The sequence below is a fragment of the Rhizobium sp. 0TCS1.26 genome (assembly GCF_050455525.1).
Classification (GTDB): domain Bacteria; phylum Pseudomonadota; class Alphaproteobacteria; order Rhizobiales; family Rhizobiaceae; genus Neorhizobium.
This window is the reverse complement of record NZ_JBCIYV010000004.1, coordinates 381,738-407,256: the sequence shown is the minus strand read 5'-3', so window position 1 is coordinate 407,256 and position 25,519 is coordinate 381,738. Positions and strand designations below refer to the sequence as shown.

At 63.3% G+C, this 25,519-nt stretch carries 25 protein-coding genes; 10 read left to right on the top strand and 15 right to left on the bottom strand.

Annotated elements, in window-relative coordinates; genetic code table 11:
• Positions 1 to 263: 263 nt before the first annotated feature.
• The 3 genes from AAIH46_RS19670 to AAIH46_RS19660 all read left to right on the top strand — a co-directional run bounded on the left by AAIH46_RS19670 (position 264) and on the right by AAIH46_RS19660 (position 2,218).
• Positions 264 to 401, top strand: a complete 138-nt coding sequence (locus AAIH46_RS19670) for a hypothetical protein (RefSeq protein WP_430307747.1) — start codon at positions 264 to 266, stop codon at positions 399 to 401.
• A gap of 719 nt (positions 402 to 1,120) precedes the next feature.
• Positions 1,121 to 1,399 carry a hypothetical protein gene (locus tag AAIH46_RS19665; protein WP_430307746.1) on the top strand — a complete coding sequence of 93 codons (279 nt, stop codon included), beginning with the start codon at positions 1,121 to 1,123 and terminating at the stop codon, positions 1,397 to 1,399.
• Between the two features lie 33 nt (positions 1,400 to 1,432).
• Complete coding sequence (locus AAIH46_RS19660; protein WP_430307745.1) at positions 1,433 to 2,218, top strand: SDR family NAD(P)-dependent oxidoreductase; 786 nt, start codon at positions 1,433 to 1,435, stop codon at positions 2,216 to 2,218.
• Positions 2,219 to 2,282: 64 nt separating this feature from the next.
• Here AAIH46_RS19660 and AAIH46_RS19655 read toward each other — a convergent pair whose 3' ends face one another.
• The 3 genes from AAIH46_RS19655 to AAIH46_RS19645 form a co-directional block, all read right to left on the bottom strand.
• Entirely contained in the window at positions 2,283 to 2,675 is a 393-nt protein-coding gene (locus AAIH46_RS19655) for a response regulator (protein ID WP_430307744.1), read from the bottom strand.
• 71 nt (positions 2,676 to 2,746) lie between these two features.
• Positions 2,747 to 5,878 carry a CheR family methyltransferase gene (locus AAIH46_RS19650; protein WP_430307743.1) on the bottom strand — a complete coding sequence of 1,044 codons (3,132 nt, stop codon included), beginning with the start codon at positions 5,876 to 5,878 and terminating at the stop codon, positions 2,747 to 2,749.
• A gap of 164 nt (positions 5,879 to 6,042) precedes the next feature.
• Positions 6,043 to 6,465, bottom strand: a complete 423-nt coding sequence (locus tag AAIH46_RS19645) for a response regulator (protein ID WP_430307742.1) — start codon at positions 6,463 to 6,465, stop codon at positions 6,043 to 6,045.
• A gap of 186 nt (positions 6,466 to 6,651) precedes the next feature.
• Here AAIH46_RS19645 and AAIH46_RS19640 point away from each other — a divergent pair, with 186 nt between their 5' ends.
• Entirely contained in the window at positions 6,652 to 7,107 is a 456-nt protein-coding gene (locus AAIH46_RS19640) for a DUF4174 domain-containing protein (RefSeq protein ID WP_430307741.1), read from the top strand.
• Positions 7,108 to 7,169: 62 nt separating this feature from the next.
• Positions 7,170 to 7,652: a pyridoxamine 5'-phosphate oxidase family protein gene (locus AAIH46_RS19635; protein ID WP_430307740.1), complete on the top strand. Its 483-nt coding sequence runs from the start codon at positions 7,170 to 7,172 to the stop codon at positions 7,650 to 7,652.
• A gap of 86 nt (positions 7,653 to 7,738) precedes the next feature.
• Here AAIH46_RS19635 and AAIH46_RS19630 read toward each other — a convergent pair whose 3' ends face one another.
• Together AAIH46_RS19630 and AAIH46_RS19625 are read right to left on the bottom strand one after the other, a co-directional pair.
• Complete coding sequence (locus tag AAIH46_RS19630) at positions 7,739 to 8,383, bottom strand: 3-oxoacid CoA-transferase subunit B (RefSeq protein ID WP_430307739.1); 645 nt, start codon at positions 8,381 to 8,383, stop codon at positions 7,739 to 7,741.
• Position 8,384: 1 nt separating this feature from the next.
• Positions 8,385 to 9,101 (bottom strand): CoA transferase subunit A, encoded by a 717-nt coding sequence (locus tag AAIH46_RS19625; protein WP_430307738.1) that lies wholly within the window; start codon positions 9,099 to 9,101, stop codon positions 8,385 to 8,387.
• A gap of 124 nt (positions 9,102 to 9,225) precedes the next feature.
• Between AAIH46_RS19625 and AAIH46_RS19620 the strand changes: the two genes are divergently transcribed.
• Both AAIH46_RS19620 and AAIH46_RS19615 read left to right on the top strand, forming a co-directional pair.
• Complete coding sequence (locus AAIH46_RS19620) at positions 9,226 to 9,786, top strand: LuxR C-terminal-related transcriptional regulator (RefSeq protein ID WP_430307737.1); 561 nt, start codon at positions 9,226 to 9,228, stop codon at positions 9,784 to 9,786.
• A gap of 126 nt (positions 9,787 to 9,912) precedes the next feature.
• Positions 9,913 to 10,449, top strand: coding sequence for an invasion associated locus B family protein (locus AAIH46_RS19615; protein ID WP_430307736.1), 537 nt, complete (start codon positions 9,913 to 9,915; stop codon positions 10,447 to 10,449).
• 115 nt (positions 10,450 to 10,564) lie between these two features.
• Here the strand turns inward: AAIH46_RS19615 and AAIH46_RS19610 are convergent, their stop codons facing one another.
• From AAIH46_RS19610 to AAIH46_RS19575, 8 genes are all read right to left on the bottom strand, one after another.
• Entirely contained in the window at positions 10,565 to 10,933 is a 369-nt protein-coding gene (locus AAIH46_RS19610) for a DUF423 domain-containing protein (RefSeq protein WP_430307766.1), read from the bottom strand.
• 2 nt (positions 10,934 to 10,935) lie between these two features.
• On the bottom strand, positions 10,936 to 11,328 hold the full coding sequence (locus tag AAIH46_RS19605; protein WP_430307735.1) for a group II truncated hemoglobin: 393 nt from the start codon (positions 11,326 to 11,328) through the stop codon (positions 10,936 to 10,938).
• Positions 11,329 to 11,407: 79 nt separating this feature from the next.
• Positions 11,408 to 11,695: a hypothetical protein gene (locus tag AAIH46_RS19600; protein WP_430307734.1), complete on the bottom strand. Its 288-nt coding sequence runs from the start codon at positions 11,693 to 11,695 to the stop codon at positions 11,408 to 11,410.
• A 69-nt stretch (positions 11,696 to 11,764) separates the two neighbouring features.
• The gene (locus AAIH46_RS19595; protein WP_430307733.1) at positions 11,765 to 13,663 is read right to left on the bottom strand and encodes an ABC transporter ATP-binding protein; all 1,899 of its coding nucleotides are present in this window, start codon (positions 13,661 to 13,663) and stop codon (positions 11,765 to 11,767) included.
• 14 nt (positions 13,664 to 13,677) lie between these two features.
• Entirely contained in the window at positions 13,678 to 15,540 is a 1,863-nt protein-coding gene (locus AAIH46_RS19590) for an ABC transporter ATP-binding protein (protein WP_430307732.1), read from the bottom strand.
• A gap of 260 nt (positions 15,541 to 15,800) precedes the next feature.
• Complete coding sequence (locus tag AAIH46_RS19585) at positions 15,801 to 16,577, bottom strand: ATP-binding cassette domain-containing protein (protein ID WP_430307731.1); 777 nt, start codon at positions 16,575 to 16,577, stop codon at positions 15,801 to 15,803.
• Complete coding sequence (locus AAIH46_RS19580) at positions 16,577 to 17,659, bottom strand: ABC transporter permease (RefSeq protein WP_430307730.1); 1,083 nt, start codon at positions 17,657 to 17,659, stop codon at positions 16,577 to 16,579. Before AAIH46_RS19580 ends, AAIH46_RS19585 begins: the two co-directional genes overlap by 1 nt.
• Before the next feature lie 181 nt (positions 17,660 to 17,840).
• Positions 17,841 to 18,866 carry a sugar ABC transporter substrate-binding protein gene (locus tag AAIH46_RS19575; RefSeq protein WP_430307729.1) on the bottom strand — a complete coding sequence of 342 codons (1,026 nt, stop codon included), beginning with the start codon at positions 18,864 to 18,866 and terminating at the stop codon, positions 17,841 to 17,843.
• A gap of 214 nt (positions 18,867 to 19,080) precedes the next feature.
• Between AAIH46_RS19575 and AAIH46_RS19570 the strand changes: the two genes are divergently transcribed.
• The 3 genes from AAIH46_RS19570 (at position 19,081) to AAIH46_RS19560 (ending at position 23,634) form a co-directional block, all read left to right on the top strand.
• Positions 19,081 to 20,313: an ROK family protein gene (locus AAIH46_RS19570; RefSeq protein WP_430307728.1), complete on the top strand. Its 1,233-nt coding sequence runs from the start codon at positions 19,081 to 19,083 to the stop codon at positions 20,311 to 20,313.
• A gap of 87 nt (positions 20,314 to 20,400) precedes the next feature.
• Positions 20,401 to 21,282: a helix-turn-helix domain-containing protein gene (locus tag AAIH46_RS19565; protein WP_430307727.1), complete on the top strand. Its 882-nt coding sequence runs from the start codon at positions 20,401 to 20,403 to the stop codon at positions 21,280 to 21,282.
• 153 nt (positions 21,283 to 21,435) lie between these two features.
• Entirely contained in the window at positions 21,436 to 23,634 is a 2,199-nt protein-coding gene (locus AAIH46_RS19560; protein ID WP_430307726.1) for a TonB-dependent siderophore receptor, read from the top strand.
• Between the two features lie 80 nt (positions 23,635 to 23,714).
• On the opposite strand, the gene AAIH46_RS19555 is transcribed toward AAIH46_RS19560, so the two are convergent.
• Together AAIH46_RS19555 and AAIH46_RS19550 are read right to left on the bottom strand one after the other, a co-directional pair.
• Positions 23,715 to 24,995 (bottom strand): TRAP transporter large permease, encoded by a 1,281-nt coding sequence (locus AAIH46_RS19555; RefSeq protein WP_430307725.1) that lies wholly within the window; start codon positions 24,993 to 24,995, stop codon positions 23,715 to 23,717.
• Entirely contained in the window at positions 24,995 to 25,516 is a 522-nt protein-coding gene (locus AAIH46_RS19550) for a TRAP transporter small permease (RefSeq protein WP_430307724.1), read from the bottom strand. Before AAIH46_RS19550 ends, AAIH46_RS19555 begins: the two co-directional genes overlap by 1 nt.
• Positions 25,517 to 25,519 lie beyond the last annotated feature (3 nt).

Genomic DNA, 25,519 nt, shown 5'->3' with positions numbered 1-25,519 from the left:
CAGCCGCACCGATCCACCGAGGAACAGACGGCCGCACAACTTGATGTGGGCTCCCGTCGCCAGTCAGCCGTCTCCACAAGACAGCGCCCAGCCAGTCCGGCATCCAGCTTCTCCTCGCCACACTTCCAACATTCCCCACACCCGTCCTCGCTCGGCGGGTGCACCCGTTTGTCTTACGTTCACGTGGAAAGCGTGGAGACGGTCGCTTATGCCGAAGAAAAGTGGTTTGGCGCCGAGCCGGGAGGCGAAGCTTAGGAGGCGCGGTGACAGTCCGGAGGCCGGCCACCACCGATACCGCGCCAATGCGGCGCAAGGTCTCCCACCGCCCGGTGGATGGCGTCGATCAGCACCTGGCCGTGGATCTGCCGCAGATCCTCAACGCCCGCACCCTCTTCATTTGAGACCCGAGACTTCCGCGCAACTTTGCAAGAGCCCGGCACACGCAGCGTCCCGGCAGGCAGGCAGTCCCGGACACTGATGGGCAACAGATCGGCATGTCGAAGTAAGGCATGATCGGTGGCCTGCGCTGAACGGTCGATGGCTGCCGTAAGCACGGCATCTCGGATGCAGTCTTCCAAGAATCATGAGCTATTCGCGCGCCACTGGTTCAAGCTCATTGGCGAACGCACAGGATGGCAGCTTCGACGCGTCCCATGCCCGCAAGCTGACAATGCGCAGAAGTGATGTCTCAGGCGAAGCAATCGGACGCGCCCGGGAAGCGGGTTAACGCTCAACCGAATTGTCATCGTGGCCTTGTCAGTGCCTGAGCGCTTACTGACCGTTACCGATTGAAGTCTAGCCCGCGCCACCGACAGCTGGCGCAGATCGATTGATCGGTCGCCTGCGTCGAACGGTCGGTCGGCAACTGAAGGTCGGGGAACTGTAAGCGTGCGAGTTGCGCGCTACACGACAGGAGTACGAGTTCGACCGAGGCTCGTGCGAGACAGGAGGCGACCCCGGCGTTGCATTACCATCTCGCATGCAGACCATCTCGTCTGCATGGTGCGAGAGGCCGTCTCAGGCAGACCGGCCACCATCGGCGCCCCTCGGTCGCGCGACGGTCGATGCATCCTTTCGCTGAGACCGACGTTGTGTTGCCTGAACGAAAAGGGAGCACGTCTTGAGCTATTCACCCCCTGCAGGCTCGTCCGGCGAAACCGACTTGCTGCTCGAAGTCCAGCGGCTCCGTCACGAGGTGGCTCTCCTTTCCTCGCGGATCGATCGAGCCACGCCGGTGGAGGCGCGTCTCAGCGCGGATCGTCATCCGTGGCTCAGACTGGCAGCCACCGTCGGCATGAGCTTCGCGCTCGGCAAGGTGATCCGGGTGCTGCGGCTTCCTGGCGCAACGGCTGCGGCCATTCCCCTCATCACCAGCCAAGTCAGCAATCGCTTCCTGTGAAGCGACCGGATCGGCCCTTGGAGTTCTGCTGCAATGTCTCAAACTGAAAGAAAGCTGGCGGTCGTCACGGGAGCCTCGTCAGGGATCGGTCTGGAACTCGCCAGAACCGCGGCAAGCGACGGGTTCGACCTGGTGATCGCGGCCGATCAGCCGACCCTGGAAGAAGCCGCTGCAGAGCTGCGTGAACAGGGCGTCGTCGTCGATGCCATGCAGGTCGACCTCTCCACCCTTATTGGCGTTCAGGACTTCGTCCAGTTCATCCGTGACAAGGCGCAGCCCGTCGACGTTTTGATCGCCAATGCCGGGATCGACAAGGGACACGCCTTCCTCGACCAGACGCTGGAGGACGGTCTCCAGATCATCGACACCAATATTCGTGGAACCACTGCACTCATCCACATCCTCGCCAAGGACATGAAATCGCGCGGGGCCGGGCGTATCCTGATCACCAGTTCGATCGTCGGCCTGATGCCGGGACCGTTCCATGCGGTCTACGCCGCGAGCAAGGCGTTCCTTCATTCCTTCTCAATGGCCTTGCATGAGGAACTGCGGGACACCGGGGTCACGGTCACCTGCCTGATGCCGGGGCCGACCGATACGCCGATCTACGAACGCGCCGACATGCTCGACACGGCCGTCGGACAGGCGGGCAAGGCCGATCCCGCCAAGGTGGCGGAGGCAGGGTTTGGAGCGATGATGAACGGGGAGCGTGATGTGGTGCCGGGACTGATGAACAAAGTCCTGACGGTCGCGGCCAATGTTGTGCCCTCAGGCGTGCTCACAGCGGTGCAGGCGGCAGCCACGAGGCCGAGAAAATAGCGATCTTCTAGCGCCGAACCGGGTCCGATACCGCTCGAACGACGGAGCCTGCGCCTGCAGCGCGTTACGCGTCCGCGACCGGTGGGCCGAAGAGGCCGCGGGCGATGTGCTCCAGTTCGAATGGCTTTTCGCAGAGCGTGTAGCCGGTGAACCGTTGCGGGATGACGGAAGCGTCATAGGCGCTGGCGAAGACGAAGGGGATCCCGAGCTGCTCGAGTTTCTCGGCTACCGGAAAGACCAGCTTGTCGTCGAGGAAGATGTCGAGGATCGCTGCATCGACCTTCTCTTCATCGATCAGCCGAAGCGCCTGCTCGACCCTCGGCGTCGGCCCGACCACGGTCGCGCCGAGCTTGGTCAGCTTCTTGCGCGTCGCATCGGCGAGGAGGAACTCATCCTCGACGACCAGTATGTGCTTGCCGGCCAGCAACGAGATAAACTGCGGTTCTACAACAGACAATGATCTTACTCTTGCGGGTTACGGGTGCGGGTTACGGGCGCGGATGTAGGGGAAGATGCGTATAGCAGTGGTCAGGCGTCCTGTTCGTCCTGAAGCCGGCTGTCGGCGCCGACCTTCAACAGGAAGGACAATTTCACCTCTAACCCGTGAGGGTGGAATTTTGTTTCGACCTCGCCGCCGAGCCGGTAGCCGATCTCGCCGTTGAGCAGCGACATGCCGAATCCTTCGGTATACGCCTCAGCCACCATCGGACCATCCTTCTCGCTCCAGGTCAGTTCGAAGTGCCCGTCGTGGATCCGCCAGGATACGGTCACCTTGCCATCGCTGTTGCTGAATGCCCCGTATTTCGCGGCATTGGTGGCAAGCTCATGGATGACCATGCCGACCGACAGGCCACACTGCGGCGTGAGCTTGATGTCGGGTCCATCCAGCACCACCCGCTCCGATCCGAAAGGTGCGAGTTCCTGGGTCAGAAGCTCGGCTACGGACGCCTCCTTCCACTGCTCGCGCGACAGAAGGCCGTAGGCCCGCGACATGGCTTTCAGGCGGCCGATGAAAGCCGCATGGAAGAGTTCCGGCGAGGCGGAGGCCTCGAGCGTCTGGGTCGCAATGCTGATCGTCACCGCCAGCATGTTCTTGACGCGGTGGTTGAGCTCGGAGATCAGCACCTTCTGGTGGCTCTCCGCTTCCGCCAGCGTCGTGACATCGATGAGTGTGACGACGACGCCATCGATCTTGTCGTGATCGCCGCGATAGGGGATCAGGCGGGCCATGAAGTGCTGGCCGTTGCCGTCGCGCGGCAGATGATGATCGCGGCTTTCGCCGGACGAAAACACCTCGGTGATGTGAGCCTTGAGATCGGGATAATCGATCTCGCTCGACAGCTCGGTCAGCGGCCGGCCGACGTCGGAGTTGCGCAGCTTGAAGAACTGCGATGCCGTCGGCGTGAAATTGCGGATCACCAGGTTGCGGTCGAGGAAGATGGTGGCGATCTGCGTCGCGTCGAACAGGTTGCGCAGATCGTTGTTGGCCCTGTCGAGGTCCTCGATCTTGCTGTTCAGCTCAGCATTGATGGTGCTGAGCTCTTCGTTCAGCGACTGCATCTCCTCCTTGGAAGCCTCGAGCTCCTCGTTGGAGGACTGGGCCTCCTCGTTGACGGACACCAGTTCCTCGTTCGAGGATTTGAGCTCTTCAAGGGCGGTCTCGTATTCCTCGATCGTCGACTGAAGCCGCTCGCGGGTGTCGCGCAGCTCGCGCTCGAGATCGGCGGCGCCATCGACCTGGCGACGGCTGCGTTCGGCATCCATGCGGGCCTGCGAACCGACCGGTGTGAAGACGACGAGATAGAGCTGCTCGGCCGCCGGGCGTATGTTGAGCTGCTCGATGGTCAGCGTCACCAGCTGGACAGAGCCGTCATCATCGTCGGCAGCAATGTTTTCCTTGACGACGCGGCGGGCTGTCGACGTTGCTTCGCGCAGTGCTGCCCTGAGGTCGAGCCTGAGGTCGCGCTTTGCCATGTTGAGGAGCTGCCGGTTGGGTGCTCCCTGCGGCACTTCCAGATATCGCCCGGTTCTTGCCGATGCATAGACCACGTCGCCGTCGCCGTTGACGATGACGTGCGCCGGCGCATGGCTTTCCAGAACCTGGGCTTCGACGGCCTGGCGAAGCTGCACTCCGCCGATGCCCCGGATCGGCTGCCGGATTGCCGGCGTGAGCGGGCCGCGGCGGTCGTCGCCGACCATGATCTGGCGCCGCTGGCCGGTCGGATCCTCGCGCGCCTGGAAAACCCTGTTCTTCTTGTCGATCGTCAGAAACAGGTCGCCGTGCTGGCCTATCCCCTCGGAGGTGCCAAGGAACAGGAAGCCGCCCGGCTTCAGGGCGTAATGGAAGGTCGGGATGACCCGGCTCTGCACCTCCTGGCCGAGATAGATCAGCAGGTTGCGGCAGGAAACGAGATCCATGCGGGAGAAGGGCGGGTCGCGGATAACGCTGTGGGGGGAGAAGATGCATAGTTCGCGCACGGCGCTGTTGACGACGAAGCTGCTGCCGTCACTGGTGAAGAACTTGTGCCGCCGCTCTTCGGAAACGCCTTCGAGCAGAGCTTCGGGGTAGCGTGCGCTGCGCGCGACGCCCAGCGCCGGATCGTCGATGTCGGTGGCGAAGATCTGCACCCGTGGCACGACCGAGAGGTTCTCCATGTGCTCGCGCATCAGGATCGCCAGCGAATAGACTTCCTCACCGGTGGCGCAGCCCGGAACCCAGATGCGCACCGTGTCGGTTGCCTTCTTGTCCTCGAACAGTTGCGGGATGACCGACTTTTCGACGATGGCGAAGGCGTCGACATCGCGGAAGAAGTTGGTGACGTTGATCAGCAGATCGCTGAACAGCCGCGACACCTCTTCAGGCTCCGTGTTGAGAATGTCCACATAGGTGCCGATCGCCTCGACCTGCTTGACCTGCATCCGGCGCCGGATCCGCCGCAGCAGCGTCTTGGTCTTGTATCCGGAGAAGTCATGGCCGGTGCGGCTCTTGAGGATCGTGTAGATCTGCTCGCAGGCGTGCTGGATCTCGGCCTCGTCGGCGTTCACCGCGCCACCACTCAGGTCGCTCAGGAGGTCGAAGCCGTGGGTGAAGGTGACCAGCTTCTCGCCCATCTGCTCGACAGGCAGAGCCAGATCGATCAGGCCGGTGGCAATGGCGCTCTGCGGCATGTCGGGATTGCGCGGCGCCGTGCCGTCGGCGACCTGGGCCAGCGTCAGCCCGCCATGCTCCTTGATAGCCTTGACCCCGAGCGTACCATCATTGTCGCCGCCGGACAGGACGATGCCGACCGAATACTCGCCCTGATCCTTGGCAAGCTCGCCGAAAAAGATGTCGACGGGCTTGCGTTCGCGCGAGATCGGGTTCAGCGGCCGCTGGGCAAGCTTGCCGTTCTCAATGCCGAGCACGGTGTTTTCCGGCATCACGTAGACGGTTTCCGGCTGCACCTGCATTCCATCCGCCGCCACGACGACCGGCATGCCGGTGTAACGCTGCAGGACCTCATGAAGGTGGCTTTCCCGCTGCGGATTGAGGTGGGTGATGATCACGAAGGCCATGCCGGACCGGTGCGGCAGACCGCGGAAGAAACCTTCCATGGCGGCAATCCCGCCTGCAGAGGCGCCAATCCCGACGATGGGGAACTTGTGACTGGTGTCTGACATGTGCGGTCCCCATCGATCAGCGCGCAGCGAGCTACCGATCAAAAAATTAGGTATGCCGACACAGGTGGTTTGGCAACCTGAGAATGTGTTCTCCCGGCAACATAGGGAGGATGGTACTGCAGGAGACGTTTGCAGCGAAGGCGCCGGATTGAAGCGTGTGGCGGTCACATCGTCCGGCACATCCGGGTTACCGCTGCGAGCAGTGCCGCACGCTCTACGGGCTTGGAAAGCACCTGATGTTCTCGCATTCCCGAAGGCAGTTCCCGGGTGCTGTGGCCGCTCAGGAAGACGAATGGAATATTGCGCCCCTTCAACTCTTCGGCGACCGGAAAGCTCTTTTCACCGAACAGATCCATGTCCAGGAAAGCCGCGTCGACGGGATTTTCGGCGATTGACGAGATGGCGGCTCTGGCTGTCGCACACGGCCCGACGATCTCGTGTCCGGCATCGCGGAGAGTGGCCGCATAATCTTCCGCGATCAGCCACTCGTCCTCGACGATCAGTATGTTTACCGGCATCGACTTCTCCCGGGTTCGAGAACGAACTGCTGGCACGACCTCAACATTTCCGTGCGCCGGATGTTTCACCGGCATCTTCTTGCATAACCGATCCACCCTGCGTCGGCGAGTGCATACGTAGCGGCAGCAGACTATTTTCCACGTGTGGTGGTATGGCGAATGCCAGTGCGATCGATGCTCTGGATCGTTGAAACGGGAACATCCCCGCCGTTCACGCATTCGGTCTGGGTCGAGATCAACTGACGGGCCGCCGGTATGCCGACGAAGACACTGGTATTGGCGCTCCTGCTGGCAGCCGCCGGTTTGCAACAGGGACATGCGATGGAAGCGCTCGCCGACTTTCGATGGAAACAGCGGATCTTGCTGGTCTACGGCACGGAGGACGATCCGCGCCTGCAACGGCAGATTGCAGAATTCACGCAGAGGCCGGACGCAATGGCGGAGCGCGACCTGCTTGTTCTGAAGGTGGCAGGTGCCGAGGTCGAGGCTGTCAGTGGAGGCACTTCGTCCGGTGCGGTCATCCGCCAGGCCGGCACCGCTGATCACCTTCGCCAGGAGGGCGAGGTCGATGACCGGTCGTTCCAGGTGCTGCTGGTCGGCAAGGACGGCGGCATCAAGCTGCGCCGCTCCGATGTAGTCGATCCCGAAGAGATCATCGCGCTGATCGACAGCATGCCGATGCGACAGACCGAGCAGCGAAAGCGCAACTGACCATCGCGCCCGCCCCATGGCGAACAACAACAAGATCAACGAAACGACACAAGGAGAACGACATGACGGATCACCACGACGATCAGGCGAAGGTCTGGCAACTGGTCGAGAAGATCGGCTTTTGCATGCTGACCACCCAGAACGGCACCGAGCTTCGTGCCCGGCCGATGTCCGCCTATTCCGCAGAGATGGAAAACGCGATCTACTTCCTGACGGATGTTGCAAGCCACAAGGATGAGGAAATCTCCCGCTATCCGAACGTCTGCCTGGCCTTTGCTGATTCCAAGGGTCAGAAATACGTGTCGATCTCGGGTACCGCAGAGATCCAGAACGATCGCGAGAAGGTCAAGGACCTGTGGGCGACGCCGGCGAAGGCCTGGTGGGACAGCCCGGAAGATCCGTCGATCCGCATCCTCAAGGTCACGCCGTCCTCGGCCGAATACTGGGACAGCCCGGGCACCGTCATCAGCTATATCAAGATGGCTGCCGCAGCCGTGAGCAGCACGCGGCCGGACATGGGCAAGAACGCCAAGGTCGGCATGTAAAGATCGACCGAAATGCGCCGCGGCAGCCGCGGCGCATTTCCTCTCGCCTTCTGCCGTTCATCGCGGAGCCGGCAGGTGATCGAGGATCAGGCGAGGGCGACCTCGTAGGGCGCTTGCGTCTTTGCGGCAATCTCCTCCAGCGTCGCGCCGTCTGCCAGTTCGATCAGCGTCATCCTTGGCGAACCCTGGCGCTCCAGCGTGAAGACGCCAAGATCGGTAATCACCATGTCGGCGACCCGCCGGCCGGTCAGCGGCAAGGTGCATTCGTCCAGCAGCTTCGGCTCGCCCTTGGCAGCGTGCTCCATCACCACCACCACGCGCTTGACGCCAGCCACCAGGTCCATGGCGCCGCCCATGCCCTTCACCATCTTCCCAGGGATCATCCAGTTGGCGAGGTCGCCGGCCACCGACACCTGCATTGCACCGAGGATCGACAGGTCGATATGTCCGCCGCGGATCATGCCGAAACTGTCGGCAGACGAGAAATAGCTCGTCTTCGGCAATTCGGTGATCGTCTGCTTCCCGGCATTGATCAGGTCGGCATCCTCTTCGCCTTCAAAGGGAAACGGACCCATGCCGAGCATGCCATTCTCGCTCTGCAGCGTTACCTCCATGCCGGAAGGGATGAAGTTGGCGACGAGGGTCGGGATGCCGATGCCCAGGTTGACGTAGAAGCCGTCTTGAAGTTCGCGGGCGGCGCGAGCCGCCATCTGTTCGCGTGTCCAGGCCATGTCAGGCGCCCTCCCTCTCGCTTCTCGGTCGCGTGGTGCGCTGCTCGATGCGCTTCTCCTGCGCCGGCACATGGACGATGCGCTTGACGAAGATACCCGGCGTGTGGATCGCATCCGGCTCGATCTCGCCGAGCGGTACGAGATGCTCGACCTCGGCCACCGTCATCCGCCCGGCAGTCGCCATCATCGGATTGAAGTTGCGGGCGGTCTTGCGGTAGACGAGGTTGCCTTCGATGTCGCCCTTGTAGGCGTGGATGATCGAAAGATCCGCCACCAGACCCGTCTCCATCACGTAGTCGTCTTCGCCGAAGCGGCGGGTTTCCTTGCCTTCCGAGACCAGCGTCCCGACGCCCGTCTTGGTGTAGAAAGCGGGAATGCCGGCGCCACCCGCGCGTATGCGTTCGGCGAGCGTTCCCTGCGGATTGAACTCGAGCTCGAGCTCGCCGGAGAGGAACTGCTGCGCGAACAGCTTGTTCTCGCCGACGTAGGACGAGACCATCTTGCGGATCTGGCGTGTCTCCAGGAGCACGCCCAGTCCGTAGCCGTCGATGCCGGCATTGTTGGAAATCACCGTCAGGCCCGTCACGCCCGACAGGCGGATCGCCTCGATCAGGCTCATCGGGATGCCGCAGAGACCAAAGCCGCCGGACATGACGGTCATTCCGTCGAACAGGACGTCGGCGAGAGACTCCGCCGCTGTCGATACGACTTTCTTCATGCTCGTTCCTCCTCCAAGGCGCGATCGCCAGCGCGAAAACGATCGTCGAGGAGAAGACTATGACTTGATGGGAGGCGGTCGTTAGCCGTATTTATACGGTAGGGGTCATGGCGAAGGATGTTCGATGATGACGGAAAGCGTCAGCAGCCGCTTCGGGCTCTCTGAGATGCCGATGCCGCTCGTCTACGCGACGCACCGCATCATCCGCGACTGCAATTCCGAGTTCGCCCAGCTGTTCGGCTATGCCCGCGAGGAATTGATCGATGAAAGCTTCGCGCGGCTCTATCCAAAACTCTCGGATTTCGCCCGGACCGGGCAGATGTGGCAGGCGCATCTGCGTTCCGGACAGACCTATTACGACGAGCGCATCATGACGGGAAGCGATGGCCGGCGCTTCTGGTGCCGGGTTCGCGGCCGCAGCCACCACCAGGCTGATCCGTTCGCGCAGGCCGTCTACTGTTTCGAACCGATGGCCCGGCCGGTCGCTCACGACACCGGCCTGATGACCGACAGGCAGCGCCAGATCGTCGCCCTCGTCGCGCAAGGCAAGACGAACAGGGTGATCGCCGGCGAGCTGGGGCTCTCCGCACGGACCGTTGAATCGCATCGGGCACGGCTGATGCGGGCCATAGGCTTGCGCAACACGGCCGATCTCGTCGCCTGGTTCAGCCGCGAACACGGCTGAGGATCACGGCGGCCTGGCGGTCGAAAAGCTTGATGGTAAAGGGCCGATATGGCAGTCACTCGGCCTTGCGGCGGGAAACCTATGGATCCACCTGTCGCTCGGTGTTTTCCTCGGCGAGATCGAACCATGCGACGCCTGCGCTTCCTGCTTGCCTGCCTGTCGGCCTTCGTCGGTCTGCCACTCCTCTCCGTGCCGCCTGTCGGGGCTGCGCAACTGCCGGGCGGCGTCGGGGAATTGCTGGAGACCTATGGCGACTGGACCGTCGGCTGCAGGGCGCAGAACGCTGTCGTCGGATGTGTGGTCAGCCAGGTGCAGAGCGATCCGAAGAGCCGCCGCCCGCGGCTGTCGGTCGAATTCGCCACGTCTACGGGCGGACGGATCGAAGGTGCGCTGCTGTTGCCGTTTGGCCTGGCGCTGGCAAACGGTGTCGCCATCTCGCTGGATGATGCGGGGAATGCCCAGAGCTTCCCGTTTTCCACCTGTCTGCCGGGCGGCTGCCTCGTTCCCATTCGCTTCGATACGGCGATGACCGAGGCGCTGAAAAAGGGCACGCTGCTGCATATCTCTGCCGTCTTGCTCAGCACCGGCGCGACGGTCCCGATGCGCGTCTCTCTGAAGGGACTGCCGGAAGCCATGCAGCGGGCGGCGGAACTGGCACCCTAGGGATCTTCCCCGAGGCGTCCGAAGTCCTTTCGTCACAGCGCTCCTGGCGCATCCGACGGACATTCCGCAGCTCAGGCCAAAACATGGGCTTTCGCCCCGTCTGATACCCGGCCCGTCAGTCGTTTCCATGCCTGAAGAAGGCGCCGGCGGCAACAAACAGCCAGCCGGCGATCATCAACAACCCGCCGAGCGGTGCAGCCATGGGAAACAGGCTTGCCTGTTCCAGATGACGCCAGACAAGGTCGCCGGCGAATACCAGTGTCCCGAGCGCGAGAACCGCGCCGGCGGGCAGGGCCGTCCGCAGCATCCGATGGCCAAGACAGAGCGCCAGGATCACCGGCGCATGCGCGAGGCACATGGTGGAGGCATTGCCGAGCAACCGTGTGTCGCCGCCATGGCTTGCGGCTGCTGCCAGGGCGACGCCGCTGGCGCCGAGAAAACCGGAGAGCATCAGCAGGATGGGACGCAGCGAAACCAGGTTCATCATTACGTCTCCCGGTTCATCATGTGGTGCGCCAGCCGCTCGATCGGCGGCCAGATGATCTCGCGCAGCTTCGGGTTGGGGATCGTCTCCTCCATGGCCCGCGAAAAGCACAGCAGCCATTCGTCGCGCTCGGCCGGGCCGATCGACGCCCCGAAGTGCCGGGACCGCAGACGCGGATGGCCGTGTTTTTCGACATAGACCGGCGGGCCGCCGAGATAGCCGGTGAGATAATCGTAGAGCTTGGCTTCGCTGCCGGAGAGGTCGGCGGGATGAATGGCGCGACAGCGTGCTGCCTCGGGAAGCGTATCCATCAGGGCGTAGAAGCGGTGGGTCAGCGCCTTGACCGTCGCATCCCCACCGATCGCCTCATACAGGGTTATCGTCTCGCCACTCATGCCGCCGTCCAGCTGTCGTCTGCCAGCGTGTTAGCCCGGCAGACCGACGGCAGCAAGCGCCTTGGCTTCCGCTAGCACCTCATTCCGAGCCGGCGTCGATGTCCCTGGATCCCTCATCGGGAAGTGCGCCGTTGCCGGGTGTCTTGGATTCGTCGGTCGCCTTCGACCGCGCATGCGGACCGGCGGGCAGGGTCGCCTGAGTCGGATTGTTGCCGCTCCTGTCTTTGCCTTCCACGTCAGCCTGGGCCTGGTCGTTCTCGTTGACCTTGGCGCGGGCGTCCGGACCACCGACGATCGTGCCCTGACGCGGTGCGTCCGGAGCCTGTTCCTCACCGACGGCGCGCTGTGCGTTTCTGTCTTCGTTCATGGCGATCTCCTTGTTTCGCCAACAACGAAGCGCAACAGTCATGGTTCCGCTTCGACGACCGCAGCCGGGTCAGGTGGAAGAGGAAGGCGCAGCCGCGTCCTCGACGATCTCTCCCGGGATGTCGTCGAATGAGGAGTAGTTGAGATTGTAGAGCCGCGCGTAGAGCTTGCCGTTGCGCATCAGTTCGGCGTGGTTGCCGCTTTCGATCAGTTCGCCGTTCTGCAGGACGATGATGCGGTCGGCCTCCCGGATGGTTGCGAGCCGGTGGGCGATGACGAGGCCGGTTCGGCCTTCCAGCAGCTTTACCAGCGCCTTCTGGATCAGCATTTCCGTGTAGCTATCGATGTTGGCCGTCGCCTCGTCGAGGACCAGGATCTTGGCGTCTGCGACCAGCGCCCGGGCGAAGCTGATCAGCTGACGCTGGCCAAGCGACAGGTTGCCGCCGCGCTGACCAAGCATGCTGTCGTAGCCCTCAGGCATGCGCAGGATGAAATCATGCGCTCCAACCGCCTTGGCTGCTTCGATCACCTGCTCGCGTGTCGCATCGGTGCGGTGGTAGCGGATGTTTTCGAGGACGCTGCCGGTGAACAGGAAGGGTTCCTGCAGCACCATGGCAATCTGCCGGCCGAGCGATTCCTGCGTCAGGTCGCGCACGTCATGGCCGCCGACGAGCACAGCGCCCTGCTGCACCTCATAGAAACGATGGATCAGAGACATGCAGCTGGACTTGCCGGACCCCGTCGGCCCGACGAGCGCCACCGTTTCTCCCGGATTGACCTTGAAGCTGACATTCTTCAGCACCGGGTGCTTCGGATTGTAGCCGAACACCACGTCGCGAAACTCCACGGATCCGTCCATCTCCGGCGACAGTGCCTTGGCATCCGGCTTGTCCTGGATGTCGACGCGCACGTCGAGCACTTCCGTCAGCCGCTGGCCCGAAGCCATGGCGCGCTGCATGACCGAATACTGCAGGGTCAGCGAACGGATCGGGTCGAAGAACCGCTGGATGTAAAACAGGAATGCCACCATCACGCCGACGTCCAGCGCCTGACCGAGCACGCGCGCACCGCCGACGACGATGACCAGTGCCATGGCGACGCCGGTCAGCGTGTCGACGATCGGCACCATGACCTGGGCAAAACGGGCGGCCCGCAGATGCGTGAGGAGGTTGGCACGCGCCTTGTCGTCGAACAGGGTGAAGTTGACCGACTGGCGGTCCATGCCCTGCACGGCGCGAACGCCATGGATGGCTTCCGCCAATGCGCCGCTGGCCACCGAATTGGTCTCGTGCGCGGCCATGAACGACTGGCGGGCGCGCGGCAGCCAGAAGATCCGGACGATGAACAGCACCGGCAGGGCCGACAGCGTCAGCAGGCCGAGCCCGAAATCCAGGTAGAGCATGACGACGACGATGCCGATCAGCAGTGTGATGTCACCCACCGAAAGCACCGAGGTCTCGAGGAACTCCTGCATCGAGTTGACGTCGCCCTGCAGGCGCGACATCAGCCGGCCGACCTCGGTCTTGTCCATGAACGACAGCGACACGCGCTGCAGATGCGAGAACATCGCGCGGCGGATGTCGAAGAGCACGTCCTCGGCAACGTTGCCGACAAGCGTTTCCTGCGCGTAGCTGGCGACGAAGTTGATGCAGATGGCGATGGCAAACGCGATCATCGCATGCAGCAATGCGCTCTGGCTGCCGCCCGTCTGCATGCCGTGGTCGATCGCGTAGCGGATGATCAGCGGGATCGCGAGCTGCATGGCGGTGAAGGCGAGCACGGCGATCACTGCCAGCACCACCTGTCGCCGGTAGGGGCGCACGAAGGCCCAGATGCGGCGGACGATCTTCTTGTCGAAGACCTTGCCGAAGATTTCCTCTTCGATGCGGTGCGAGCCGACCACGGCCCGCGGCGGACGGCGACCGTCGTCACGGACGTCGGAGCGCTCGGTTTCGAACTCTTCTGCCATCGGATCGTCCTTTCTCAGCTAGCCAGCACGTCGTCGCCGGGACGGATCTGCAGGTCGTAGAGCGCCCTGTAGCGGCCGCCTTGGCGGAGCAGCTCCTGGTGCGAACCCTGCTCGACGATCCGGCCGTCCTCGACGAACAGGATCCGGTCGGCATGCATCAGCGAACTCAGGCGATGGGCAACGATGATTGTCACCCGATCGGCTGCGTAGCGGCGCATGGCGCTCTGGATGCGCTGCTCGGTAGCCGCATCGATGGCGGCCGTCGAATCGTCGAACACCATCACCGCCGGCTTCAGCATCACCGCGCGGGCAATCGACAGGCGCTGCTTCTGGCCGCCGGACAGCGACACGCCGCGTTCGCCGACGACCGTGCCGTAGCTTGCCGGCAGCCCGAGGACGTAGTTGTGAAGCTGTGCGCTTTCGCTGGCGCGGGCGATCTGCGCTTCCCGCGCCCACGGATCGCCGTAGGCGATGTTGTTTTCGATCGTCGTCGTGAACAGGAAGGAATCCTGCTGCACCACGACAACGGAGCGGCGCAGCGACTGCAGGCGCACGTCGCGGATATCCTGTCCGTCGATGGTGATGCGGCCGGCCGTGACGTCGTAGAAGCGCGGAATGAGATGGGCGATCGTCGACTTGCCGCTGCCGGGCGGCCCGACGATGCCGATGGTCTCGCCGCGGCGGGCCTCAAAGGAGATCCCGGCAAGCACCGCATTGTCGGGCGCAGCCGGATAGGCAAAGCCGACATTCTCGAAGCGAAGCGTACCGTCCGTCAGCTTCAGGGCCGGAGCCTTCGGGTCGTCCTTGACGGCGATATCCATGTCCAGAAGCCCGAACAGCCGGGCACCGCAGGTGGAGGCGCGGGCAAACGCGTTGACCATCAGGCCGAGCTGGCGCACCGGCATCTGCAGGATGGTCATGAAGGTGAGGAACGAGGCGAGCGTGCCGACGGTGATTTCACCGGTCGTCACCTTTCCGCCGCCGACCCAGAGGACGAGGCCCATGGCGGCGAAGAAGGACAGCGTCATGGCGCTGGTATTGGCAACGCGGATGCCGACGCGCTGGTGGGCGAGCGTCAGCGCGTCCCGGGAGGCGGCGTCGAACTTGTCGAGCTCGTGCTCCTGGGCAGAGAAGGCGCGCACGACCCGGATGCCGCCGAGGTTTTCCTCCATCACCCGCGTCAAAACCTGCAGGCGCTCCTGCAGGTCGAGCCAGGTGGCGCGCAGACGCAGCTGGGTGACCGACGACCGCCAGCCGACGAACGGCACGAAGCTCAGCGCAAGCAGGCCGAGTACGATATCGGTCGACAGCAGCAGGTAGGCACCGAGCCCGATCAGCACCGACAGGAAGATCATCCGCACCAGCGCCGTCGAGAAGTACATGCGCACGCCTTCGAGATCGAGAAGGCCGATGGTGATCAGGTCGCCGGAATGGATCGTGTCGTGGAAGCTGAAGGAGAGGCGCTGGATCTTCTCGTAGCAAGCGAGGCGCAGTTCGTAGCCGATGTGGTGGCCGACCGCCTCGCCGTAGTAGTTCTGCACCATGGTGAACAGGCCGCGCATGACGCTTGCCGCCAGCAGCAGGATCGCCGTCCAAAGCAGTGCGTCCTGCGCCACGGATGCCGCATCGCCTCCCGCCATGATGCCCTGCGCCTGATCCACGGCGCGCCCGAGCAGTTGCGGGATCATCAGCTGGAAACCCGAGGCGATGAACGTCGCGCCGATTGCTGCGCCGGATTGCCAGGGGTGGCGGAAGGCCATCACGGTGATGCGGGTGAGGATCGACAGGCCCTTCCCCCAACCGGCGGCTTTGACATGGGCGAGCGAAGCGGAGACCTGTCTGGTTCCACTTGAGGGGTCGGATGTCACGATGGTCATTCCAATGTGATGAGCACCCGGCGGCGAGCCGGGGATAAGAACTATCGAGGTGAGGTCTGCACGTCGTAAATGGGAAAAAGCATAAAGAACCGATTCTGCCCGAATCGGAAGCGCTTCTTTCAACAATCGTCAAACGCGCGGGCATGCTCTGCAGTGGCGCAGCGCAGCAGACAGGTTCGATTGGCGTAACGACCGGAGCGCGGCTTCGGATGGAAAGCCGCGCGAAGCAGATCCGCGCGGCTTCAGAGATAGTGGAGGCGTCAGGCGGCCAGCGGTTCGGGAACCTTGGCCCCGGTCATGAAGGCGACCGCATCCGACATCGTGTAGTCCTTCGGGTTGATCACCGTCAGCCGCCGGCCGAGCCGGTGGATGTGGATGCGGTCCGCGACCTCGAAGACATGCGGCATGTTGTGCGAGATAAGGACGATCGGGATGCCGCGCGATCGGACGTCGAGGATCAGTTCCAGCACGCGCCGGCTTTCCTTGACGCCAAGCGCTGCCGTCGGCTCGTCGAGGATGATGACCTTCGACCCGAAGGCGGCGGCGCGGGCGACGGCAACGCCCTGCCGCTGGCCGCCGGAGAGCGTTTCGACTGCCTGGTTGATGTTCTGGATCGTCATCAGGCCGAGGTCGCTGAGCTTCTGGCGGGCAAATTTTTCCATGGCCGGCCGGTCGAGGGAGCGGAAGACGCTGCCCATGATGCCGGGCTTGCGGATCTCGCGGCCGAGGAACATGTTGTCGGCGATGGAAAGTGCCGGCGACAGCGCCAGGTTCTGGTAGACGGTCTCAATGCCGGCCTTGCGCGCCTCGATCGGCGAGCGGAAGTTGATCGGCTTGCCTTCGAGCGTGATCTCGCCCTCGTCGGGATGCACGGCGCCGGAAATCGCCTTGATCAGCGACGACTTGCCGGCGCCATTGTCGCCGATGACGGCCAGGATCTCCCCGGGGTAGAGATCGAAATCAGCCCGGTCGAGAGCGGTGACCCGGCCATAGCGCTTGACGAGGCCGCGGGCTGCCAGAATGGGTTCCTGTACCATTAGCCTGCTACCTTTCTGATCCACTGATCGATGGCGACGGCGCCGATGATGAGCACGCCGATCATGAGATAGGTCCATTGCGGGTCGGTGCCGATGAGGCGAAGCCCCAGCGCGAAGACGCCGACGATCAGCGCCCCGAACAGCATGCCGAGAATGGATCCGCGACCGCCGAACAGCGACAGTCCGCCGATCACCACGGCGGTGATGGATTCGATGTTGGCGAACTGGCCGGCCGTCGGGGAAACCGAGCCGATGCGGCCGATGAGCGCCCAGCCGCCAAGCGCACAGATGAGGCCCGACAGTGTGTAGACCGAAATCAGCATCCGCTTGACGTTGACACCCGCCAGTTCGGCGGCTTCCGGATCGTCGCCGACCGCATAGAGATGGCGGCCCCAGGCGGTATGGTTGAGGACGTACCACAAGAGGGCGACCAGCAGGATCATGGCGATGACGCCATAGGTGAGGACCGCGCCGCCGAGGCGAACGTTCTGGCCGAAGAACTGCAGGAGGCGGGCATTCGCCTCGAGATCCTGGGCGCGGATGGTTTCGTTGGCCGAATAGAGGAAGTTCGAGGCGAGCACGATCTGCCACATGCCGAGCGTGACGATGAACGGCGGCAGCTTCATGCGGGCGACCAGCACGCCATTGATGAAGCCGCAGAGCGCGCCGACGGCAAAGCCGGCGACGATCGCCAGCGGCGTCGGGATGCCATAGTGGATCGCGAACTGGCCCATGACCACCGACGACAGCACCATGATGGCGCCGACCGACAGGTCGATGCCGGCCGTCAGGATGATCAGTGATTGCGCCGCACCGATGATGCCGGTGATCGCCACCTGCTGCAGGATCAGGGTCAGCGAGAAGGCCGAAAAGAACTTCGTCCCGAGAATGGAGCCGAACACGGCGAGCGACAGCACCAGCACGATCAGCGGCACGGCGGCCGGGCTCGAATGCAGGAAATGCTGGAACCGCTGCAGCGGTGTCTTGTCGTGCGTGTCGAACTGCGCAACGTGGGTCGCGCTTCCCGACAGGACCGTTTCGTATTCCAGATGTGATTTGCTGGCGGCTTCTGGCTCGCTCATCGTTTTTCCTCCCTAGTGCCTCTTGCGAGGAAATGAGGGCCGACGGGAGGACGATTTCCTCGCGTCATCGGCATTGAACGCAGTCTCCTGCGGCATCTTCAGGCGGGGCGCATCGGCGCCGGCAGCCGGTTGGGAGGGCGGATGAACCGCCCTCCGGCTGATGTGCGAGCCTATCAGGCGATCAACCCCAGCACTTGGCCGTGCCTTCCTTGGTGTCGATCGAGGGCACGCCGTTGGCCGGCTTGTCGGTCACCAGCGAGACGCCGGTGTCGAAGAAGTTCTTGCCTTCCGTCGGCTTCGGCTTTTCGCCGCTGTCGGCGAACTTCTTGATCGCCTCGATGCCGAGCGATGCCATCAGCAGCGGATACTGCTGCGAGGTGGCGCCGATGATGCCTTCCTGGACGTTCTTGATGCCCGGGCAACCGCCGTCGATGGAGACGAGGAGCACGTCCTTCTCCTTGCCGACCGCCTTCAGCGCCTCATAGGCGCCGGCTGCGGCAGGCTCGTTGATGGTGTGCACGACGTTGATGGTCGGATCCTTCTGCAGAAGGTTTTCCATCGCCGTTCGGCCGCCCTCTTCGTTGCCGTTGGTGATGTCGTGGCCGACGATGCGCGGATCGTTCTCGTCGCCGATCCGGTTCGGATCCTTCGGGTCGATGCCGAAACCGATCATGAAGCCCTGGTCGCGCAGGATGTCGACGGAAGGCTGCGACGGGGTGAGGTCGAGGAAGGCCACCTTGGCGTCCTTCGCCTTGTCGCCGAGCGTTGCCGCGGCCCACTGACCGATCAGCTTGCCGGCAAGCAGGTTGTCGGTGGCGAAGGTGGAGTCGGCGGCGTCCACCGGATCAAGCGGCGTGTCGAGGGCGATCACCAGCAGGCCGGCCTTGCGGGCTTCCTGGACAACCGGGACGATGCCCTTGGTGTCGGAAGCGGTCAGCAGGATGCCCTTGGCGCCATCGGCGATGCAGGTTTCGATGGCCGCCACCTGACTTTCGGAATCGCCGTCGATCTTGCCGGCGTAGGATTTCAGCGTGACGCCGAGTTCCTTGGCCTTGGCCGTGGCGCCTTCCTTCATCTTGACGAAGAACGGGTTGGTGTCGGTCTTGGTGATGAGGCAGGCAGACACATCGGCTGCCGATGCCGGCGCAGCGAAGGCGACGCCAAGCGCAAGCGCGGCGAAGGCTGCGGTGAGAACGGAATTTTTCATGAGGCTCCTCCCAGATCGTGCATGTCCACTTTCGGACGTTTCGGGCACCGAGCGTTCGATGATGACCGGACGCCTCCTCCAAGCCGCCGATGCCCCGCGCTGCCATTAAGTGCGAAACAGGTAAGGCTGTCAATTATTAATTCCGGTTGAATTATTAATCGGCCGGCTCTAGTTTTGGCCAGTTGCAGAACCTGGCACCTGAGGAGGGGTGACCATGTCCGGAGGCGAAGTTCAAAGACCCGTTGCGCCTGTGATGCCGATTGCCGGACTGGCAGGCGGCTCCAACCAGGTACGCGTCCGAGCCTATAACGAGCGGCTCGTGCTGTCGCTCGTCCGGCTGCACGGTTCGCTGTCGAAGGCCGACATCACCCGCCTCAGCGGTCTGTCGGCCCAGACCGTCTCGGTGATCATGCGGGCGCTCGAGCTCGACAGTCTCCTGCTACGCGGCGAGCCGGTGCGCGGCCGGGTGGGCCAGCCGTCCGTGCCGATGCGGCTCAACCCGGAGGCTGTCTACTCCTTCGGCGTCAAGATCGGCAGGCGCAGCGCCGATGTGGTGCTGATGGATTTCGCCGGCAACATCCAGCGCCAGGTGCGCCAGACCTATGCCTATCCCAAGCCGGCGGAAATCATCGACATCATCCTCTCGGGCATGACCCGTCTCGAGGCGTTGATGGACGAGGGCCAGCGGTCGCGGATCGCCGGTGTCGGCATTGCAGCGCCCTTCGAGCTGTGGAGTTGGGCCGAGGAGGTTGGCGCTCCCCCGGGCGCCATGGACGAGTGGCGCGGCGTCGATCTGCACGCCGAAATGTCGTCACGGATCCGCCATCCGGTCTACCTGCAGAACGACGCGACCAGCGCCTGCGGTGCAGAACTCGTTTTTGGCGTCGGCTCGTCCTATCCTGACTTCGTGTATTTCTTCATCGGCTCCTTCATCGGCGGCGGCATCGTCCTCAATTCCGCGGTGTTCTCCGGCCGCACGGGGACTGCCGGGGCGCTCGGGCCGCTGCCGGTGCGCGGCAAGCAAGGCGAGAACCGCCAGCTTCTCGACATCGCCTCGATCTTCGTGCTCGAGAAACTGCTGCTGGAACAGGGCATCGATCCACAGCCTCTCTGGTATTCGGCAGACGAGTGGATCGACTTCGGTGAGCCGATGGAAAGATGGATCCGCGATACCGCCGAGGCACTGGCGCAGGCGGTGGTGGCGGCGGCTTCTGTCATTGATTTTGGCGCCGCGGTGATCGATGGCGGGTTTCCGGCCTGGGTGCGCAAGCGGATCGTCGAGGCGACGATCGCCGCCGTTTCCAAGCTCGACCTGCAGGGCGTCCTCATCCCCGACATCATCGAGGGCGCCGTCGGCGCCCAGGCGCGCGCCATCGGAGGGGCTAGCCTGCCGATCTTCGCCCGCTACCTGACAGACCAGAGTGTGCTGTTCAAGGACCTCGCGTAACGCGGCTGGATCGTCGTTCCGAGCAAATTGCATCGGCATGACGTTCCTGATACTGGACCAAGAGCGTCAACTTTTGGTCCGCCGGCCATGAACTTCCAACCGCGCATGCGCAACACCATCGAGGGCTTCTCGGTGGGCAACGGCTTTAGCCGCCGTTACTGGAACGGCATGGTCGCCGACGTCTGGAACGTCGAATGCGCGGCCTATGCCGGCGGACACTATACGGCGTCGGATCCGAGGCTGTTCATCCTCCTCGGCATGCAGGGCGTCGGGCGGCAGGTCGTCAAGCGAAAGGCACAGGAAAAGGGCCAGGTGCAGAGCGCCGATTTCAGCCCGATCTCCTTCGTGCCCGCCGGCATGGACCTGTGGGTCGACATCAACGGCATCCAGTCGGTCAGCCATCTCGACATCCACTTCGACGCCGACGTCATCTGCCAGCGACTGCTGGATGATCTCGATCCGCGTCGGCTGGAGGATCCGAAACTGCTGTTCTTCGACGAGCGAGCCATGGCGCTTGCCCGCCTCATCGCGGCCGAGTGCACCAATCCAACGCCGCTGCACGATCTCTACGGGGACGGCCTGGCGCTGTCGCTCATCGTCAGTGTGCTTGGTCTGCAAAAGCCGGAACAGCGAAAGCGCACGGCACTCGCCTCCTGGCAGCTGCGGCGTGCCACCGATTTTCTCGAGGCACATTGCCAGCGGACCGTGCGACTGGACGAACTGGCGCGGCTGACCGGGCTCTCGGCCTCGCAGTTCAGCCACTCGTTCAAGGCATCGACGGGCATCGCTCCGCATCAGTGGCAGATGAAAGAGCGGCTGCGGCGGGCAAAAGCCTTCCTCCTCGACAGCGACCAGCCGCTGCATCTGGTGGCCGCCGACACCGGGTTTGCCGACCAGGCGCATTTCACCCGGGTTTTCCGGCAGTATGTCGGCACGACCCCGGCACGGTGGCGAAAAGTCCACACCTGATCCGCAAGTTCTTCCAACAGGGCGCCGCCTCGGTCATTGCCCAAGATGGTGCAAAAGTCGTCGGCATTCGACAAGCGCTGCCGGATAATATGAGCTAATCACTCATCTTATGAAGCCGCGAGGGTAGCGTCGGCGCATCAGGGGCAGATCAACATGCAGACGAAGACGATGGGCGCGCGAAAGTCGGGAATGGCAGCCGGTATTGCCGTGGCGGCCCTGGTGGCTGGCTCTCCCGCACTGGCGCAGGATGCTATCCAGCTGGATCCGGTCCTCATCCAGGGACAGCAAGGCCAGGCCGGCGGCACGGGCCCGGTTCAGGGCTACGTTCCCCGCCAGACGACGGCCGGTGCCAAGACCGGCGCCGATTTGAAGGACATCCCGCAATCGGTCTCGGTTGTCGGCCGCGAAGAACTCGACGACCGCGGCGTGACAAACAAGATCGACGAGGCCCTGCGCTACACCGCCGGGGTCTCGGCCGAACCGTTCGGCACCGATGCCGACACCGACTGGGTCTACATTCGCGGCTTCGACGCCACCCAGACCGGCGTCTTCTACGACGGGTTGAACCTCTACGGCTACGGCTTTGGCGGCTTCCAGCTCGACCCGTTCATGCTGGAGCGTGTTGAGGTCCTGAAGGGACCGGCTTCGGTTCTCTATGGCGGCGCAAATGCCGGCGGCATCGTCAACCTGGTGCGCAAGCGACCGACCGACGAGCCGCTGACCTACACCGAAACCGGCATCAATACGAACGGCAACGCCTTCTTCGGCTTCGACCTGTCCGACGCCGTCGGATCCAGCGAGACGATGACCTACCGGCTGACCGGCAAGATCGCCGGCGGCGACAACTACTCGGACTTCTCGAACGATTTCCGCGGCTTCATCATGCCGCAGCTGACGATCGCGCCGGACGAGGCAACGAAGGTGACGCTCTGGGGATCGTTCTCGGGCCTGGACCAGTTGCATGGCGGCGGCGGCTTCTTTCCCTATGTGGGAACGGTGGTAGATGCTCCCGGCTTCGGCAGGATTTCTCGCGATGCCTTCTATGGCGAGCCGGGGATCGACACCGGCGTCTCCAATCAGGAGATGGTCGGCTACGAGGTCGAACACGAATTCGACAGCGGCTGGAAAGTCTCGCAGAACGCCCGCTACGCGCATCTCTACAAGTACGAGAACGCCCCCTACCTCTATGGCTGGTACAGCCCGACGCTCGGTTCGGTATCGTCGCCCGCCACGTCGGATTTCCAGCTCAACCGGCTCGGCTTCGACCAGACGTCGAAGGTCAACACCTTCCTCATCGACAATCGCCTGGAAGGCGAGGTCGACACCGGACCGCTGCAGCACAGCCTGCTGTTCGGCCTCGATTACAAGTACTACGAGCTTTCCAACTACCAGGCCTCGACGTCGGCAACGCCGATCAGCGCCTCGAACCCCATCTATGGTGCTGCGCAGTCGGCCAACAACTCCTACAGCAACCAGACGATCACCCAAAAGCAGATCGGGCTTTACGCGCAGGACCAGATCCGCTTTGGCGACGGCTGGCTGGTGACCCTCAACGGCCGTTATGACCATGTGGAGACGTCCACCCGCAACGGCCCGACCTTCTGGTCGCCGACGCAGGACTTTACCTATGACTATTCGAAGAGCGCCTGGACGGGTCGCGCCGGCCTCGCCTACGAATTCGACAACGGCCTAACGCCTTATGTCAGCGTCGCGAGCTTCTTCAACCCGGTCATCGCCGTCTCCGCGACGCCCGACAACAAGCCGGAAGAGGGCGTGCAATACGAGGCCGGCCTCAAATACGAGCCGACCTTCGTGGACGGCCTGTTCACCGCCTCGCTCTTCCACCTCACCAAGAAGAACGTCGTGGTCACCGATCCGGGTACGTTCCTCTCCAGCCAGATCGGCGAGGTGGAATCGCGCGGCGTCGAACTGGAAGCCAAGGTCAACCTGAACGACGACTGGAAGCTGCTGGGCAGCTTCACCTATACGGACCTCGAGGTGAAGGAAGACATCGTGCCGGCCTATGTCGGCAAGAGCCCCTACATCGTGCCGGACGTCCAGGCCGCCCTTTGGCTCGATTACAGCGTCCCGGTGCCGGCTCTCGAAGGCTTGAGCATCGGTGCCGGCGTCCGCTACCAGGGCGAAAGCTGGGCCAACCGCGACAATACGCTGAAGGTGCCGGACGCCACCGTGTTCGATGCGGCGATCCGCTACAAGAAGGATGGTTGGGAGGGCTCGATCAACGTCGCCAACGTGTTCGACAAGGAGTACGTCAAGGGATGCGGCGGCGCCACCACCTGCGGCTATGGCGATGCGCGCACCGTGTTGTTCAAGCTGAGCAAGAGCTGGTAACCGCAGCTGAGATGCCGGGAAAGCGAAGGGCCGGCGGAGTGATCCGCCGGCCCTTCGATTTGTCGAGATGACCCGCTGGATTAGCGGAACAGGCTCGGCAGCCACAGCGACAGCGCCGGGATGTAGGTGACGAGCAGCAACACGGCGACGCTGGCACCGAAGAACGGCCAGATCGTTCGCATCGCCTCGCGGATGGTGATCCCGCCCACCGCGCAACTGACGAACAGCACCGTCCCAACCGGCGGCGTGTTCAACCCGATGCCGGCATTAAGGATCATGATGACTCCGAAGTGTACCGGGTCGATGCCGAAGGCTTTCACGACGGGAAGCAGGATGGGCGTCGAGATGATGACCATCGGCGCCATGTCCATGAAGGTGCCAAGCACCAGCAGGATGACGTTGATCATCAGGAGAACGATGATCGGATTGTCCGAGATCGCCGAGATGGCGGCAATGATCAGCGTCTGAACCTGGAGGAAGGCCATCAGCCAGCCGAACGAGGCTGCGGTGCCGATGACCAGCAGAACCATCGCCGTGGTGCGCACGGCGCCCATCACCGCCTCGACAAAGCCGTCCCAGTTCAGTTCTCGATACACCAGCATGGCGACGAGAAGAGCATAGATGACGGCAATGCAGGAGCTTTCGGTTGCCGTGAATACGCCCGAACGGACGCCGCCGAAGATGATGGCGATCAGCAGGATGCCCGGCATCGAGGCCAGAAAGTAATAACCGACGCGGGCAAAGCCTGGGAACACGTCGGCCGGATAGCCGCGCTTCACCGCAACCCACCAAGCGGTGAACATCAGGGCGCCGGCCAGCAGCAGGCCGGGGATGATGCCGGCGGTGAAGAGGTCGGCAACCGAGACGTTGCCGCCGGCAGCGATCGAGTAGAGGATCATGTTGTGCGACGGCGGGATCATCAGCGCGATGATCGCGGCGTTGGCCGTGACGTTCACTGCATAATCCCGGTCGTAGCCGCGGGCAGCCATCTGCGGGATCATCAATCCGCCAACCGCGGACGCATCGGCAACGGCCGATCCGGAAATACCGCCGAACAGCGTGGAAGCAACGACGTTGACCTGACCGAGGCCGCCCCGCAGATGGCCGACAAGTCCGGCCGCAAAGCGGATCAGGCGGTGGGCGATGCCGCCGCGCACCATCAGGTCGCCGGCGAAGATGAAGAACGGGATCGCCATCATGGCAAACACGTTCATGCCGGAATTCAGCTGCTGGAAGACGACGATCGGCGGCAGGCCGATGTAGAGGACCGTCGCAAACGATGCGATGCCCAGGCAGAAGGCGATCGGCATGCCGATCAGCATCAGGAGGGTGAACGAGGCGAAGAGAATTGTGTAGGCCATTACGCAGCCTCCTGCACGAGGACGTCGGCGGCGATTTCCTCGCCGATCGCGACATCTGCGAACCGTTCGGCAGCAAAGACCGCGATCATCACGCCGCCGAAGATCATCGGGAAAAAGTCGGTGCCGCCCGGCCAGCCGAGAACCGGAATGCTGGCGGTCCAGGTGCCCATGGCGAGCAGCGTCGAGTAGTAGGCCATGCCAATGCCGAAGAGGATGATGAGGCCGAGGCTGATGAGGTCCATGCCCTTCTGGATCGCCGGCGGCATTACGTAGCGGACGATATCGAGCCCGAGATGGACGCTTTCGCGAACGCCGACAGCGGCGCCGAGCATGATGAACCAGGACATCAGATAGAGCGATAGTGGCTCTGACCAGCTCGGCGAGTCATTCAGCACATAGCGGCCAAAGACCTGCCAGCCGACGATCAAGGTCATGGCAACAATGCCGATACCGGCGATGTAGAGCATTAGGCGGCTCAGCACGGCGAGTGCCGGCCTTATCGTCCGCATGAAGTTTCTCATTTC